The 16,206-nt window shown below is 60.6% G+C and carries 10 protein-coding genes; 9 read left to right on the top strand and 1 reads right to left on the bottom strand.

The genetic code is table 11. The features are described from left to right. The first annotated feature begins 8 nt into the window (after positions 1–8). The 7 genes from pilQ (at position 9) to hemE (ending at position 13,022) form a co-directional block, all read left to right on the top strand. Positions 9–2,078: a type IV pilus secretin PilQ gene (gene pilQ / locus AB4Z35_RS03605; protein WP_442096053.1), complete on the top strand. Its 2,070-nt coding sequence runs from the start codon at positions 9–11 to the stop codon at positions 2,076–2,078. 4 nt (positions 2,079–2,082) lie between these two features. Next, positions 2,083–2,601, top strand: coding sequence for a shikimate kinase AroK (gene aroK / locus AB4Z35_RS03600; protein WP_015093141.1), 519 nt, complete (start codon positions 2,083–2,085; stop codon positions 2,599–2,601). A gap of 150 nt (positions 2,602–2,751) precedes the next feature. Continuing rightward, on the top strand, positions 2,752–3,852 hold the full coding sequence (gene aroB, locus AB4Z35_RS03595; RefSeq protein ID WP_007999227.1) for a 3-dehydroquinate synthase: 1,101 nt from the start codon (positions 2,752–2,754) through the stop codon (positions 3,850–3,852). Between the two features lie 10 nt (positions 3,853–3,862). Further along, positions 3,863–5,452: an AAA family ATPase gene (locus tag AB4Z35_RS03590; RefSeq protein WP_442096052.1), complete on the top strand. Its 1,590-nt coding sequence runs from the start codon at positions 3,863–3,865 to the stop codon at positions 5,450–5,452. A 350-nt stretch (positions 5,453–5,802) separates the two neighbouring features. Further along, positions 5,803–10,248, top strand: coding sequence for a glutamate synthase large subunit (gene gltB, locus AB4Z35_RS03585; RefSeq protein ID WP_442096127.1), 4,446 nt, complete (start codon positions 5,803–5,805; stop codon positions 10,246–10,248). A 32-nt stretch (positions 10,249–10,280) separates the two neighbouring features. Continuing rightward, positions 10,281–11,699, top strand: coding sequence for an FAD-dependent oxidoreductase (locus AB4Z35_RS03580; RefSeq protein WP_007997363.1), 1,419 nt, complete (start codon positions 10,281–10,283; stop codon positions 11,697–11,699). Positions 11,700–11,954: 255 nt separating this feature from the next. Further along, positions 11,955–13,022, top strand: a complete 1,068-nt coding sequence (gene hemE, locus AB4Z35_RS03575; protein WP_007997361.1) for a uroporphyrinogen decarboxylase — start codon at positions 11,955–11,957, stop codon at positions 13,020–13,022. A gap of 63 nt (positions 13,023–13,085) precedes the next feature. Here hemE and AB4Z35_RS03570 read toward each other — a convergent pair whose 3' ends face one another. Beyond that, positions 13,086–14,360 (bottom strand): MFS transporter, encoded by a 1,275-nt coding sequence (locus AB4Z35_RS03570; protein WP_442096051.1) that lies wholly within the window; start codon positions 14,358–14,360, stop codon positions 13,086–13,088. Positions 14,361–14,479: 119 nt separating this feature from the next. Here AB4Z35_RS03570 and AB4Z35_RS03565 point away from each other — a divergent pair, with 119 nt between their 5' ends. Both AB4Z35_RS03565 and AB4Z35_RS03560 read left to right on the top strand, forming a co-directional pair. Then, positions 14,480–15,382: a LysR family transcriptional regulator gene (locus AB4Z35_RS03565; RefSeq protein ID WP_015093147.1), complete on the top strand. Its 903-nt coding sequence runs from the start codon at positions 14,480–14,482 to the stop codon at positions 15,380–15,382. Positions 15,383–15,893: 511 nt separating this feature from the next. Beyond that, positions 15,894–16,109: a DUF6124 family protein gene (locus tag AB4Z35_RS03560; protein ID WP_442096050.1), complete on the top strand. Its 216-nt coding sequence runs from the start codon at positions 15,894–15,896 to the stop codon at positions 16,107–16,109. Positions 16,110–16,206: the final 97 nt, after the last annotated feature.

The raw sequence follows: 16,206 nt of genomic DNA, 5'->3' as shown, positions 1-16,206 counted from the left end.
CTCGAATAATGAACAGGATTTTCTCCACCTTCGGCCTTTCGCTATGGATAGCGTTGTTGTCGCCGATGGTACAAGCGGCCAATCTCAAGGCGCTGGATGTCGCTGCGCTGCCGGGAGACCGTGTCGAGTTGAAGTTGTCGTTCGATGAACCGCCCCCGGTGCCCCACGGCTACACGACGGAGTCACCGGCCCGGATTGCGCTGGATTTGCCGGGTGTCGCCAGTCAGCTGGCCAGCAAAACTCGCGATCTCGGCAGTGGAAATGCCCGTAGTGCAACGGTGGTGGAGGTCCGGGACCGTACGCGATTGATCATCAACCTGACCCAACTGGCCCCGTACGACTCGCGAATCGAAGGCAACAATTTGCTGGTAGTTGTCGGGCAGGGTGTCAAGCCGTCGACATCCCGGCCGGCGGCCACGGCAATGCCGGTTCCGGCACGAGTCGCTACGACGGCAGGCAAGGCCATTCGGGGTGTGGATTTCCAACGGGGAACCCAGGGTGAAGGCAATGTGGTGATCGACTTGTCGGACCCATCGATTGCGCCCGACATACAAGAGCGCGAGGGCAAGATCATCGTTGGATTTGCCAAAACCCGATTGCCTGAGCCATTGCGCGTGCGTCTGGACGTGAAGGATTTCGCCACGCCAGTGCAGTTCGTCAATGCCAGCGTGAGCGGCGATCGAGCCACCATCAGCATTGAGCCCGGTGGCACGTTCGATTACTCGACCTATCAGACCGACAGCAAGCTCACGGTCAGCGTTCGCCCGGCGACGGTCGACGAGCTGCAAAAACGTAATGCCGGGCAACACGCCTACAGCGGCGAGAAGCTTTCGCTGAATTTCCAGGACATCGATGTGCGCTCGGTGCTGCAACTGATCGCCGATTTCACCAACCTCAATCTGGTGGCCAGCGACACGGTTCAGGGGGGAATCACCCTGCGCTTGCAGAACGTGCCGTGGGATCAGGCGCTGGATCTGGTGCTGAAAACCAAGGGGCTGGATAAGCGCAAGGTCGGTAATGTCCTGCTTGTTGCGCCAGCCGATGAAATTGCCGCCCGTGAGCGTCAGGAGCTGGAATCACAGAAGCAGATTGCCGATCTGGCGCCGCTGCGTCGGGAATTGTTGCAGGTGAATTACGCCAAGGCCGCGGACATCGCCAAACTCTTCCAGTCGGTGACCAGTGCTGAAGCGAAACCCGACGAACGGGGGTCGATCACCGTCGATGAGCGCACCAACAACATCATTGCCTACCAGACCCAGGAACGCCTCGACGAGCTGCGCAGAATCGTTACGCAACTGGATATTCCGGTGCGTCAGGTGATGATCGAGGCGCGAATCGTCGAAGCCAACGTCGACTACGACAAGAGTCTTGGCGTGCGCTGGGGCGGTTCAATACAGAACAGGGGCAACTGGAACACCTCCGGCGTCAGCAACGGGGTCAATGGGTCGTCGACCATTGGCACGCCCGGCAGTACCAGCACCAATTCACCGTTCGTCGACATGGGCGCGGTCAATAACACCTCGGGAATCGGCATCGCGTTCATCACCGATAACGTCCTGCTGGACCTGGAGCTGACAGCCATGGAGAAAACCGGCAACGGGGAAATCGTCTCGCAGCCCAAGGTGGTCACGTCCGACAAGGAAACCGCGAAAATCCTCAAGGGCACCGAGATTCCCTATCAGGAAGCCAGTTCCAGTGGCGCGACTTCGGTGTCGTTCAAGGAGGCTTCGCTGTCGCTGGAGGTGACGCCGCAGATCACGCCCGACAACCGGATCATCATGGAGGTCAAGGTCACCAAGGACGAACCGGACTTCCTGAACAAGGTCCAGGATGTGCCGCCCATCAAGAAAAACGAAGTCAACGCCAAGGTCCTGGTCAACGATGGCGAGACCATCGTCATTGGCGGCGTTTTCTCAAATACTCAGAGCAAGGTCGTAGATAAGGTGCCATTTCTTGGCGATGTGCCGTATCTTGGCCGCCTTTTCCGGCGTGATGTGATTTCGGAGAAAAAATCCGAGCTGTTGGTATTCCTCACTCCGCGTATCATGAATAACCAGGCGATTGCTGTGAGTCATTGATTCTGTGCGAAATTTGATTCTTGTTGGACCGATGGGCGCTGGAAAAAGCACCATCGGCCGGTTGCTGGCCAAAGAGCTGCGCTTGCCATTCAAAGATTCCGATAAGGAAATTGAATTGCGCACGGGCGCCAATATCCCCTGGATCTTCGATAAAGAAGGCGAACCGGGCTTTCGTGATCGCGAGCAGGCAATGATTGCCGAGTTGTGCGATTACGACGGAGTGGTGCTGGCGACAGGCGGGGGCGCGGTCATGCGCGAAGCCAATCGTCGGGCACTGCACGCCGGTGGGCGAGTGGTTTATTTGCATGCGTCAGTCGAGCAGCAGGTCGGCCGCACGGCCCGCGACCGCAATCGGCCACTGTTGCGTACCGCCGATCCGGCCAAGACCCTTAGGGATCTGTTGGCGATCCGCGATCCGCTTTATCGGGAAATTGCCGACCTGGTGGTCGAAACCGATGAGCGACCGCCACGAATGGTCGTACTCGACATTCTAGAGCGCTTGCAGCAGCTACCACCCCGTTAAAGCGCCGCGCGAAATGCGCTATCCTCGGCGTCCCGCCATGGCCGTTCAAGGTTGTGGCGGATGGCTACCGAACGGCGTCACACCAGCAGAGGTTGTGGGTATTCGTAAACTCAGGGCAGGACGCCTGATTCATCTTCACTGTGGGGACACATGCAGACACTCAAGGTCGATCTAGGCGAGCGCAGCTACCCGATTCATATTGGCGAAGGTTTGTTGGATCAGCCTGAGCTGCTGGCCCCGCACATTCGCGGACGGCAAGTAGCGATCATTTCCAACGAGACTGTTGCGCCGCTCTATCTAGAGCGTCTGACCCGCAGCCTGGCGCAGTTCTCGGTGATTTCCGTGGTACTGCCCGACGGCGAAGCCTTCAAGACCTGGGAAACCCTGCAACTGATTTTCGACGGCCTGCTGACCGCCCGGCATGATCGCCGCACCACGGTGATCGCCCTTGGCGGCGGTGTGATCGGTGACATGGCCGGCTTTGCGGCCGCCTGCTACCAGCGCGGCGTCGATTTCATCCAGGTTCCGACCACACTGCTGTCGCAGGTCGACTCTTCGGTGGGCGGCAAGACCGGGATCAACCATCCGCTGGGCAAAAACATGGTCGGCGCCTTCTACCAGCCGAATGTCGTGCTGATCGATACCGCCAGCCTCAATACCCTGCCGGCCCGTGAGCTGTCCGCCGGACTGGCTGAAGTCATCAAGTACGGGCTGATCTGTGATGAGCCGTTCCTGACCTGGCTCGAAGACAACGTCGATCGCCTGCGCAATCTGGACCAGCAAGCCCTGACCTATGCCATTGAGCGCTCCTGCGCGGCCAAGGCGGCGGTGGTCGGTGCCGACGAGAAAGAGACGGGTGTCCGTGCCACATTGAACCTGGGCCACACTTTCGGCCACGCCATCGAAACCCACATGGGCTATGGTGTATGGCTTCATGGTGAGGCGGTGGCTGCTGGCACCGTAATGGCGCTGGAAATGTCCACACGACTGGGCTGGATCAGCGAGCAGGAGCGCGATCGTGGCATTCGTCTGTTCCAGCGTGCGGGGCTGCCGGTCATTCCGCCAGAAGAGATGACAGAAGCCGATTTCCTCGAACATATGTCCATTGATAAAAAAGTGATCGACGGTCGTTTGCGCCTGGTGCTGCTGCGCCACATGGGTGAAGCGGTGGTGACCGACGATTATCCGAAAGAGGTTCTACAGGCCACGCTGGGGGCAGACTACCGCGCCCTGGCTCAGCTTAAAGGTTAATAAGAACACGATGACTAGTTTGCATGCCGACGAGGCTTTCCTCGGCCATTACCAGTTGAGTCATGACCCTTTTGCTCCACGGGTGCCTGGCTTCAAATTTTTCCCGGCCCAGCGCAAACCCGTGCTGGGACAACTGCATCATCTGGCCCGTTATAGCCAGTTGCTGCTGGTGGTCACCGGTCCCGAGGGCAGTGGCAAGACCCTGTTGCGTCAGGCCCTGGTCGCCAGCACCAACAAGCAATCGGTACAAAGCCTGGTGGTTTCTGCCCGCGGTGCCGGCGATGCGGCCGGGGTATTGCGCCAGGTGGCCCAGGCGCTGAACGTCGGCCAGGCTGATGCCGACGCTATTCTGGCTCAAGTGGTGCAGCTTGCACTGACCGGGCAGGAAGTCTATCTGCTGGTCGATGACGCCGAACAACTCAACGAGTCCGCTCTTGAGGCGCTGATGATCCTGGCTGCCGGCGCGCCTGAAGGCCGCCCGCATGTATTCCTGTTCGGTGAATCCTCGCTGATTGCTCAGCTTGAGGCTTTGCATCTCGAGGAAGAGCGTTTCCATGTCATCGAACTGCAACCCTACACCGAGGAAGAAACCCGCGAATATCTGGAGCAGCGGCTCGAAGGCGCTGGCCGCGGTATCGAACTTTTCACCGCGGATCAGATCTCTGATATTCACGAAAGCTCCGAAGGTTGGCCTGGCAGCATCAATCAGGTCGCCCGCGATGCAATGATCGAAGCCATGATCGCCAGCCGCTCAGCGGTCAAGCGTCCAAAAATGGGGTTCAATATGCCGAAGAAACACGTATTGGCGATTTCCGCCGTGGTCGTGGTTGCGGTAGCTGCCGCCTGGTTGATGCCGGGTCGCAACAAGGCACCGACCACGGGTGCGCCGGCCAACGAACAGGCGCAACTGCCGCTGGGTCAGGGACAGTCAACAGCGAATGGTGGTGCTCCGGCCGTCGAATTCGCCGGCAACACGCAGCCGATGCCATTGCCGCTGGTCGGTAACTCGCAGCCGGTCATGCGCGGTCCACTGGCTGAAGCGGCGGGTGGCATCACCGAGGGTGACGATGGCGTGCCGGTCGAAGGCTCCAGCGCTACGCCGCCGACCGTTACCACCACGGCACCACCTGTGGGCGTTCCTGCCGGCCCTGCGCCGACGCCAGCCGCCAAGCCAACTCCGGCGCCGACTCAGGTCGCCACCGCCAAGCCAGCGCCTGCTCCAGTGGCCAAGCCTGCTCCAGCGCCAGCCAAACCAGCCGTTGCGGCGGCGGCCAAGCCTGCCGAGAAACCGGCTCCGGTGGCCAAGGCTGCTGGCGGCACCTGGTACACCGGTCAGGCTCCGGGCAACTACGTGGTGCAAATCCTCGGCACCAGCTCCGAAACTGCCGCACAAAGCTTCGTCAAGGAGCAGGGCGGCGAGTACCGTTATTTCAAGAAAGTCCTCAATGGCAAGCCGCTCTACGTGATCACCTACGGCAACTTCGCCAATCGTGATGCAGCCGTTTCCGCCATCAAGGCCTTGCCAGCGAAGGTTCAGGCTGGTAAACCTTGGCCTCGCACTGTCGCCAGCGTCCAACAGGAACTGGCAACAACTCGCTGAAGATTCGGCGGCCTTACCCAGGCCGCCTCTCCAAGCACCTCAAAATTTCTACAAGTGCGCGCCGTCTCTACAGACTGCGTGCCTTGTGGTGTCTGCGTCACAGTAGTCTTTGAGTCGTTGCGGTCAAAATTAAAAAAGTTTTGACTAGCACAGCAGATCGCTTTAAACCTTTCACAAATGCGACATAGATTTGCGACATTTCGTCGTCAAATTTGTGAGGCTAAGTGTCGGTGTGTACAATGACCTCCCTTTTGTCCCCGCAAAGCTGGCGTACGTTCGGCGCGGATGGCAAGTGGTTGAATTGAAAAGAAATTTGCCTCGATCAGAGGCAGCCTGGTGAGAAAGTGTCTATGAAAGCAGGTCTGTACCAACCAGATGAATTCAAGGATAACTGCGGTTTCGGCCTGATAGCCCATATGCAGGGCGAGCCCAGTCATACCCTTTTGCAAACGGCCATCGAGGCCCTGACCTGCATGACCCACCGCGGTGGGATTAATGCCGACGGCAAGACCGGTGACGGTTGCGGTCTGCTGATTCAAAAGCCGGACGTGTTCCTGCGAGCCATCGCCCAGGAAACCTTCGGCGTCGAAATGCCCAGGCAATATGCTGTGGGCATGGTCTTCTTCAACCAGGACCCGGTCAAAGCCGAAGCCGCTCGCGAGAACATGAATCGCGAGATCCTGGCCGCCGGCTTGCAGCTGGTCGGTTGGCGCAAAGTGCCGATCGACACCAGCGTCCTCGGCCGCCTGGCCCTTGAGCGCCTGCCGCAGATCGAGCAAGTGTTCATCGGCGGTGAAGGTCTGAGCGACCAGGACATGGCCGTCAAGCTGTTCACTTCCCGTCGTCGCTCGTCCGTGGCCAACGCCGCCGACACCGACCACTACGTCTGCAGCTTTTCGCACAAGACCATCATTTACAAAGGCCTGATGATGCCGGCGGACTTGACCGCCTTCTATCCGGACCTGAGCGATGAGCGCCTGCAAACTTCGATTTGTGTGTTCCACCAGCGCTTCTCCACCAACACCCTGCCGAAATGGCCGCTGGCTCAACCGTTCCGCTTCCTGGCGCACAACGGCGAGATCAACACCATCACCGGCAACCGCAACTGGGCCGTGGCCCGTCGCACCAAGTTCACCAACGATCTGATGGACCTGGAAGAGCTCGGCCCGCTGGTCAACCGCGTCGGCTCCGACTCCTCGAGCATGGACAACATGCTGGAGCTGATGGTCACCGGTGGCATCGACCTGTTCCGTGGCGTGCGGATGATCATTCCGCCAGCGTGGCAGAACGTCGAGACCATGGACCCGGACCTGCGCGCGTTCTACGAATACAACTCGATGCACATGGAACCGTGGGACGGCCCGGCCGGCGTGGTAATGACCGATGGTCGCTACGCGGTGTGCCTGCTCGACCGTAACGGCCTGCGTCCGGCGCGTTGGGTCACCACCAAGAATGGCTTCATCACCCTGGCTTCGGAAATCGGCGTCTGGAACTACCAGCCTGAAGACGTGATCGCCAAGGGCCGTGTGGGCCCGGGCCAGATCTTTGCCGTGGACACCGAAACCGGGCAGATCCTCGACACCGATGCGATCGACAACCGTCTGAAGTCCCGTCATCCGTACAAGCAATGGCTGCGCAAGAATGCCCTGCGCATCCAGGCGACCATGGAAGACAACGACCACGGTTCGGCGTTCTACGACGTCGATCAGCTCAAGCAATACATGAAGATGTACCAGGTCACGTTCGAAGAACGCGACCAGGTGCTGCGTCCGCTCGGCGAACAGGGCTACGAAGCCGTGGGCTCGATGGGCGACGATACGCCGATGGCCGTGCTGTCCCAGCGCGTGCGCACGCCGTACGACTATTTCCGCCAGCAGTTCGCGCAGGTCACCAACCCGCCGATCGACCCGCTGCGTGAAGCCATCGTCATGTCGCTGGAAATCTGCCTCGGTGCCGAGCGCAACATTTTCCAGGAGTCGCCGGAACACGCTTCGCGCGTGATCCTCAGCTCGCCGGTCATTTCCCCGGCCAAGTGGCGTTCGCTGATGAACCTCGATCGTCCGGGCTTCGAGCGCGCGATCATCGACCTCAACTACGACGAAAGCGTCGGCCTCGAAGCGGCCATCCGCAACGTCGCCGATCAGGCTGAAGAAGCCGTGCGTTCCGGTCGTACCCAGGTTGTGCTGAGTGACCGTCACATCGCCCCGGGCAAGCTGCCGATCCACGCCTCCCTGGCCACCGGCGCGGTGCACCATCGCCTGACCGAAAAAGGCCTGCGTTGCGATTCGAACATCCTGGTGGAAACCGCGACCGCTCGCGATCCGCATCACTTTGCCGTGTTGATCGGTTTCGGTGCTTCTGCCGTTTATCCGTTCCTGGCGTACGAAGTGCTGGGCGACCTGATCCGTACCGGTGAAGTGCTGGGCGACCTCTATGAGGTGTTCAAGAACTACCGTAAAGGCATCACCAAGGGCCTGCTGAAGATCCTGTCGAAGATGGGCATCTCAACTATTACTTCGTACCGTGGTGCGCAGTTGTTCGAGGCCATCGGCCTGTCCGAGGAAGTCTGCAACCTGAGCTTCCGTGGCGTGCCGAGCCGCATCAAGGGTGCGCGTTTCGTCGACATCGAAGCCGAGCAGAAAGCGCTGGCCACCGAAGCCTGGAGCCCACGAAAGCCGATCCAGCAGGGTGGTTTGCTGAAGTTCGTCCACGGTGGCGAGTACCACGCTTACAACCCGGACGTGGTCAACACTCTGCAAGCCGCTGTGCAGCAGGGTGACTACAGCAAGTTCAAGGAATACACCTCGCTGGTGGACAACCGCCCGGTGTCGATGATCCGTGACCTGCTGAAAGTCAAAACCCTCGACACTCCTTTGGACATGAGCGAAATCGAACCGCTGGAATCGGTGCTCAAGCGCTTCGACTCCGCCGGTATCTCGCTGGGCGCCCTGTCGCCGGAAGCTCACGAAGCCCTGGCCGAAGCCATGAACCGCCTCGGTGCGCGTTCCAACTCCGGCGAAGGCGGCGAAGACCCGGCGCGCTACGGCACCATCAAGAGCTCGAAAATCAAGCAGGTTGCGACTGGCCGTTTCGGTGTGACCCCGGAATACCTGGTCAACGCCGAAGTGCTGCAGATCAAGGTCGCCCAAGGCGCCAAGCCGGGTGAGGGTGGTCAACTGCCGGGCGGTAAAGTGAACGGTCTGATCGCCAAGCTGCGTTATGCAGTGCCGGGCGTAACCCTGATTTCGCCGCCGCCGCACCACGACATCTATTCCATCGAAGACTTGTCGCAGCTGATTTTCGACCTGAAACAGGTCAACCCGCAGGCGCTGGTCTCGGTGAAGCTGGTAGCAGAGGCGGGCGTCGGCACCATCGCCGCCGGTGTGGCCAAGGCCTACGCGGACCTGATCACCATCTCCGGCTACGACGGCGGTACCGGTGCATCGCCGCTGACCTCGATCAAATACGCGGGCGCTCCGTGGGAACTCGGCCTGGCCGAAACCCACCAGACCCTGCGCGGCAACGACCTGCGCGGCAAGGTCCGGGTACAAACCGACGGCGGCCTGAAAACCGGCCTCGACGTGATCAAGGCAGCGATCCTCGGCGCTGAAAGCTTCGGCTTCGGCACCGCGCCAATGATCGCCCTGGGCTGCAAATACCTGCGCATCTGCCACCTGAACAACTGCGCCACCGGCGTCGCGACCCAGAACGAGAAGCTGCGCAAGGATCACTACATCGGTACCGTCGATATGGTGGTGAACTTCTTCACCTACGTCGCCGAAGAAACCCGTGAGTGGCTGGCCAAGCTGGGCGTGCGCTCCCTCGAAGAGCTGATCGGCCGTACCGATCTGCTGGAAGTCCTCGAAGGCCAGACCGCCAAGCAACATCACCTGGACCTGACCCCGTTGCTGGGCAGCGACCACGTGCCGGCGGACAAGCCGCAGTTCTGCGGTGTGGAGCGCAACCCGCCGTTCGACAAAGGCCTGCTGGCCGAGAAAATGGTCACCATGGCCACCTCGGCGATCAATGACCTGAGCGGTGCCGGGTTCGACCTGGAAATCTGCAACTGCGACCGTTCCATCGGCGCACGGATCTCCGGCGAAATCGCGCGCAAGCACGGCAACCAGGGCATGGCCAATGCGCCGATCACCTTCCGCTTCAAAGGCACTGCCGGGCAGAGTTTCGGCGTGTGGAACGCCGGCGGCCTGAACATGTACCTGGAAGGCGACGCCAACGACTACGTCGGCAAGGGCATGACTGGCGGCAAGCTGGTGATCGTTCCGCCGAAGGGTAGCGTCTACCGCACTCAGGACAGTGCCATCATCGGCAACACCTGCCTGTACGGCGCCACCGGCGGCAAGCTGTTCGCCGCTGGTACTGCGGGCGAGCGTTTCGCCGTGCGTAACTCCGGTGCCCACACCGTGGTGGAAGGCACTGGCGATCACTGCTGCGAGTACATGACCGGTGGTTTCGTCTGCGTGTTGGGCAAGACCGGTTATAACTTCGGCTCTGGCATGACCGGTGGTTTCGCCTACGTGCTCGACCAGGACAACAGTTTCGTTGACCGGGTCAACCACGAACTGGTGGAAATCCAGCGGATCAGCGGCGAGGCGATGGAAGCCTACCGTAGCCACCTGCAACGCGTGCTGAACGAGTACGTCGAGGAGACCGACAGCGAGTGGGGTCGTGAACTCGCCGAGAACCTCGATGATTACGTGCGCCGTTTCTGGCTGGTCAAGCCCAAGGCTGCCAGCCTGAAATCGTTGCTTTCCAGCACCCGTGCCAACCCGCAGTGATATGCGCCTGAAGAGTTTGATGAGGTTTTAAAATGGCTGAACGTCTGAATAATGACTTCCAGTTCATCGAGGTCGGGCGCAAGGATCCGAAGAAGAAACTGTTGCGTCAACGCAAGAAAGAGTTCGTGGAAATCTACGAACCCTTCAAGCCCCAGCAGTCGGCCGACCAGGCCCACCGCTGCCTGGGTTGCGGTAACCCGTATTGCGAATGGAAGTGCCCGGTGCACAACTTCATTCCCAACTGGCTGAAACTGGTGGCCGAGGGCAACATCCTCCAGGCCGCCGAGCTGTCGCACCAGACCAACACCCTGCCGGAAGTCTGCGGCCGGGTGTGCCCGCAGGACCGTCTGTGCGAGGGTGCCTGCACCCTCAACGACGGCTTCGGCGCGGTGACCATCGGCTCGGTGGAGAAGTACATCACCGATACTGCGTTCGCCATGGGCTGGCGCCCGGACATGTCCAAGGTCAAGCCGACCGGCAAGCGTGTCGCGATCATCGGTGCAGGTCCCGCGGGCCTGGGCTGTGCCGACGTGCTGGTGCGCGGTGGCGTGACCCCGGTGGTGTTCGACAAGAACCCGGAAATCGGCGGTCTGCTGACCTTCGGCATCCCTGAGTTCAAGCTGGAAAAGACCGTGCTGAGCAATCGCCGCGAGGTCTTCAGCGGCATGGGCATCGAGTTCCGCCTCAACACCGAGGTGGGCAAGGACGTGACCATGGAGCAACTGCTCGAAGAATACGATGCCGTATTCATGGGCATGGGCACCTACACCTACATGAAGGGCGGTTTTGCCGGTGAGGACCTGCCGGGGGTGTACGATGCGCTGGACTTCCTGATCGCCAACGTCAACCGCAACCTGGGCTTTGAAAAGTCGCCGGAAGATTTCGTCGACATGAAAGGCAAGAAGGTTGTGGTGCTCGGCGGTGGCGACACGGCGATGGACTGCAACCGTACTTCGATCCGCCAGGGCGCCAAGTCGGTGACCTGCGCTTATCGTCGTGACGAAGCGAACATGCCGGGCTCGCGCAAAGAGGTGAAGAACGCCAAGGAAGAGGGCGTGAAATTCCTCTACAACCGCCAGCCGATCGCCATTGTCGGTGAAGACAAGGTCGAAGGCGTGAAGGTGGTCGAGACCCGTCTCGGCGAGCCGGACGCACGTGGCCGTCGCAGCCCCGAGCCGATCCCGGGCTCCGAAGAGATCATCCCGGCCGACGCCGTGGTCATCGCTTTCGGTTTCCGCCCGAGCCCGGCGCCGTGGTTTGAACAGTTCGAGATCCAGACCGACAGCCAGGGCCGCGTGGTGGCTCCGGAACAAGGCCAGTACAAGCACCAGACCAGCAACCCGAAAATCTTCGCCGGTGGCGACATGGTTCGCGGCTCTGACCTGGTGGTAACGGCGATCTTCGAAGGCCGTAATGCGGCGGAAGGGATTCTGGATTACCTGGGCGTCTGACCCCCCAACCCAGAGCCAAATGCAATACCCCCTGTGGGAGCGAGCTTGCTCGCGATAGCGGTGGATCAGTCGACAGAAATGTTGAATGTGATGCCGCCATCGCGAGCAAGCTCGCTCCCACAGTTGTTTCGCGGTGTTGCTAAACTCTGTATTTCATTGCGACAAATTGACCCGATAGACAAAAGCCTCCGCTCTTGCCGTGCCTTTTGCGCCCGGCTCTGAGAAAATACCCGCACTTTTTTTCCGGATGCCGACATGACTGCCCTGAAGAACGACCGTTTCCTGCGCGCCCTGCTCAAGCAACCCGTAGACGTCACCCCTGTGTGGATGATGCGTCAGGCCGGTCGCTACCTGCCTGAATACCGCGCCAGCCGTGGCAAGGCCGGCGATTTCATGAGCCTGTGCATGAACCCGGCGTTCGCTTGCGAAGTCACGATGCAGCCGCTCGATCGCTATCCAGAACTGGATGCGGCGATCCTCTTTTCCGACATCCTGACCATCCCGGATGCCATGGGCCAGGGCCTGTACTTCGAAACCGGCGAAGGGCCGCGCTTCAAAAAAGTCGTCAGCACCCTGGCCGACATCGAAGCCCTGCCGATTCCTGATCCGCAGAAAGACCTGGGCTACGTGATGGACGCGGTCAGCACCATCCGCCGCGAGCTGAACGGCCGCGTGCCGCTGATCGGCTTCTCCGGCAGCCCGTGGACCCTGGCCACCTACATGGTCGAAGGCGGCTCGTCGAAAGACTTCCGCAAAACCAAGTCCATGCTCTACGACAACCCGCAAGCCATGCACCTGCTGCTGGATAAGCTCGCGCAGTCGGTCACCAGCTACCTCAATGGCCAGATCATGGCCGGTGCACAAGCGGTGCAGATTTTCGACACCTGGGGCGGCAACCTGTCCGCCGCGGCGTACCAGGAATTCTCCCTGGCCTACATGCGCAAAATCGTCAGCGGCCTGATCCGCGAGCACGAAGGCCGCAAGGTGCCGGTCATCCTGTTCACCAAGAACGGCGGCCTGTGGCTGGAGAGCATTGCCGAGGCTGGCGCCGATGCATTGGGCCTGGACTGGACCTGCGACATCGGCAACGCCCGCGCCCGTGTCGGCGACAAGGTCGCGCTGCAAGGCAACATGGACCCGACCGTACTTTATGCAAAACCGGAAGCCATCCGTGCAGAAGTCGGCCGCATCCTGGCCAGCTACGGCAAAGGCAGCGGCCACGTGTTCAACCTCGGCCATGGCATTACGCCGGAAGTCGATCCGGAACACGCCGGTGCTTTCCTGCGTGCGGTACATGAGCTGTCGGCGCAGTATCACGAGTGAGCGCGACCCGATAACAAAAAGCCCGGCATTTGCCGGGCTTTTTGTTTCTGAAGATCGTTTATTTTAAGCTTTCACATTCTTCAGCAGCGGCAACTTCGCCAGCTTCAACGCGATCAGCAGCGCAATCACCAGCAGCGCACCGATGAACAGCCCGATCCCGTTCCATCCGGCCAAGTGCCAGAACACGCCACCTGCCGTACCGGCAATGCTCGACCCGGCGTAGTAGCTGAACAGGTACAGCGACGACGCCTGCCCCTTGGCCTTGGTGGCGCGGCGGCCGATCCAGCTGCTGGCCACCGAGTGGGCGCCGAAAAAGCCGAAGGTGAACACCAGCATGCCGATGATCACCAGCGGCAGCGGCGTGAACATCGTCAGGGCAAGGCCGGCGATCATCAGCGCAATGGTGCTCCAGAGCATTTTGCGTCGACCGAGTTTATCGGCCAGGGCGCCGATTTTCGCCGAGCTGTAGATGCCCGACAGGTACACCACCGAGAGCATGCCAACGAACGCCTGTTCCATGTGATAGGGCTCGGCCAGCAGGCGGTAGCCGATGTAGTTGAACAGCGTGACGAACGCGCCCATCAGCACAAAGGCTTCGAGGAACAGCAGCGGCAAACCGGCGTCGCGAAAGTGCATGGTGAAACCGTCGAGCAGGCTGCGCGGATGCAACGAGCGGGAGCGGAAATTGCGCGACTCGGGGAGGATTTTCCAGAACACCGCCGCCGCAATCAGGGCCAGGCCCCCGATCACCAGCATTGCCGTGTGCCAGCTGACGAAGTCGATCAGCACCCCGGTAATCAGGCGCCCGCTCATCCCGCCAATTGCGTTGCCGCCGATATACAGGCCCATCGCCAGGCCGATGTGCTGCGGGTGAATCTCTTCACTCAGGTAGGTCATGGCGACTGCCGCCAGCCCGCTCAATGACAGGCCCACCAACGCCCGCATCGCCAGCACCGCGTGCCAGCTCGGCAGCATGGCGCTGGCAATGGTGCACAGGGACGCGGCGAACAGCGCGGCGACCATCACCGGTTTACGTCCGACACGGTCGGAGATGGGGCCGGTGATCAACAGGCCGAACGCGAGCATGCCGGTGGCCACCGAGAGGATCAGGCTGCTTTGCGCCGCATTGATGGAGTATTCGTGGGACAACAGCGGCATCATCGGTTGCACGCAGTACAGCAGGGCGAAGGTCGCAAAGCCACCGCAGAACAGTGCCAGTACCGTGCGCATGAATGCCGGCGTGCCTTTTTCGATGTAGATCTCCGCCAACTCAACGGCGATAGCGTCCGGCGCTACGGGAGGAACTTCATGGGCGAGTGGAGCGACAGCAGTTTTCACGGGGGACCTCGGAGGACGCAGCCGGTCAGGCAATGAAAAAAAGCATATAGCTGGCTAATGATTCAATCCAATATATTGTTCGACCTGTTTGATAGCTTTAACGACCTAATGGGGTTTTCATGGAATTGCGTCATCTGCGCTACTTCATCGCCGTCGCCGAAGAACTGCACTTCGGCCGCGCCGCACAGGTGCTGGGCATCTCCCAGCCGCCGTTGAGCCAGCAAATCCAGGCACTGGAACAGGAAGTCGGCGCACGGCTGTTCGAGCGTACCAATCGTCGGGTCGAGCTGAGCGAGGCCGGTCGGCTGTTTCTGGAAGAGGCGCGGCTGGTGCTGGCACAGGTCGACAAAGCGGCGGATGTCGCGCGACGGGCGCAACTGGGTGAGTTGGGTGAACTGAAAATCGGTTTCACCTCGTCGGCCCCGTTCAACTCGACCATTCCCCAGGCGATTTTCTCTTTTCGCCAGCGCTTCCCGGCGGTGCACCTGAACCTGCGGGAAATGAGCAGCACCCAGGTGGCCGATGCGCTGGTGGACGAGTCGATTGAGGTGGGCATCATGCGCCCGCTCGGGTTGCCGGATTGCCTTAGCGTAGTCGAACTGATGCGTGAGCCGCTGGTCGCGGTGCTCAGCTCCAAGCACCCGTTGGTCGAGGGCAGCGAAGAGGGACTGTTTCTGTCAGCCCTGGCGCTTGAGCCTTTCGTGTTTTTTCCGCGTAGCTACGGCAGTGGTCTGTATGCGCAGCTGCTCAGTCTGGCCCGGGACTCCGGATTCAGCCCACACTTTGCCCAGGAGGCCGGTGAGGCGATGACCATCATAGGGCTGGTGGCGGCAGGGCTTGGTGTGTCGGTGCTGCCGGCGTCTTATCAGCGGATGCGTATTGATGGCGTGGTCTACCGGCCGTTGCTTGATCCGGCGGCGGTATCGGCGGTGTGGCTGGTGCAGCGCAAGGACCAGAAGTCGGCGATGGCCAAGGCGTTTGTTGAACTGCTGACGCGTAAGGTTGAGCCATTGAAGCCGTGACGGCTGCGCCGTCAATCGCGAGCAAGCTCGCTCCCACAGGGTTCAGCGCAGTGAACACAATCTTGGTAGCGCCGGGAAACCCTGTGGGAGCGGGCTTGCCCGCGAAGGCGTCCGCAAGAACACCAAAAAGACCCGCTGTATCCCAAGCCAGCAGGAAGCTTTACCGCCGGCCGTGGGACATTTCCGAAATCCCTCGGACAGGCTACAGCGCCTTGCGGCGCTGCCTACAACTACTCCAGAATCCGCCGGCTTGTGCGCTTTGGGGGCCATCGGTAGCTTGATCCGGGTCACTGATTGTCAGTGATCGGGTTTAGCAGCCCGTAGCAAACCGAAGCGCATTAGCGCTCCTGATAGGCAGGTATGTCCATACCTGCCCTTGACGGTGGCTGTGCGCAGGGCGCCTTCGGGCGCGCCGGTTTTCGGTTTGTCCGGTCTGCTAACCTGCGTACAGCTGCCACCCTTATGATCAGCAACGATTCGGCGTGGCCGCCCACTTTCAGGACGCTGAATCATGACCAGTACAATCTTCCTCATCGCCCCCGACATCGACAACCACACCCTGCTGGAATACGCCTGCGTGTCGCTGGCATCAGCCAATGTCATGGCGAGTGATTTCGCGAGGAATCTGAACGGAGCGCAGAGCAATACATTGTTGGGGATTCAGCAGTCGATCATGTTGGGGGAGCTGGCGGTGAATCGGGTGTTGGATAACCTTGATCCACCGTGATCGTTCGGGGAGGCGAGAACCCTTGTGGGAGCGAGCCTGCTCGCGAAAAACGTCCAGACAACGCGGTCATTCAGGCACCGCGCGTTATCGTTGACGT

Origin of the sequence: Pseudomonas sp. KB_15, from assembly GCF_052114525.1 — a bacterium.
Lineage (GTDB): Bacteria > Pseudomonadota > Gammaproteobacteria > Pseudomonadales > Pseudomonadaceae > Aquipseudomonas.
The sequence above is the reverse complement of the archived record's forward strand: the minus strand, read 5'-3'. Positions and strand labels throughout refer to the sequence as shown.

Coding starts and splice junctions, on each gene's coding strand:
- pilQ (WP_442096053.1), top strand. CDS start 9: ATGAACAGGATTTTCTCCACCTTCGGCCTTTCGCTATGGATAGCGTTG.
- aroB (WP_007999227.1), top strand. CDS start 2,752: ATGCAGACACTCAAGGTCGATCTAGGCGAGCGCAGCTACCCGATTCAT.
- AB4Z35_RS03590 (WP_442096052.1), top strand. CDS start 3,863: ATGACTAGTTTGCATGCCGACGAGGCTTTCCTCGGCCATTACCAGTTG.
- gltB (WP_442096127.1), top strand. CDS start 5,803: ATGAAAGCAGGTCTGTACCAACCAGATGAATTCAAGGATAACTGCGGT.
- AB4Z35_RS03580 (WP_007997363.1), top strand. CDS start 10,281: ATGGCTGAACGTCTGAATAATGACTTCCAGTTCATCGAGGTCGGGCGC.
- hemE (WP_007997361.1), top strand. CDS start 11,955: ATGACTGCCCTGAAGAACGACCGTTTCCTGCGCGCCCTGCTCAAGCAA.
- AB4Z35_RS03565 (WP_015093147.1), top strand. CDS start 14,480: ATGGAATTGCGTCATCTGCGCTACTTCATCGCCGTCGCCGAAGAACTG.
- AB4Z35_RS03560 (WP_442096050.1), top strand. CDS start 15,894: ATGACCAGTACAATCTTCCTCATCGCCCCCGACATCGACAACCACACC.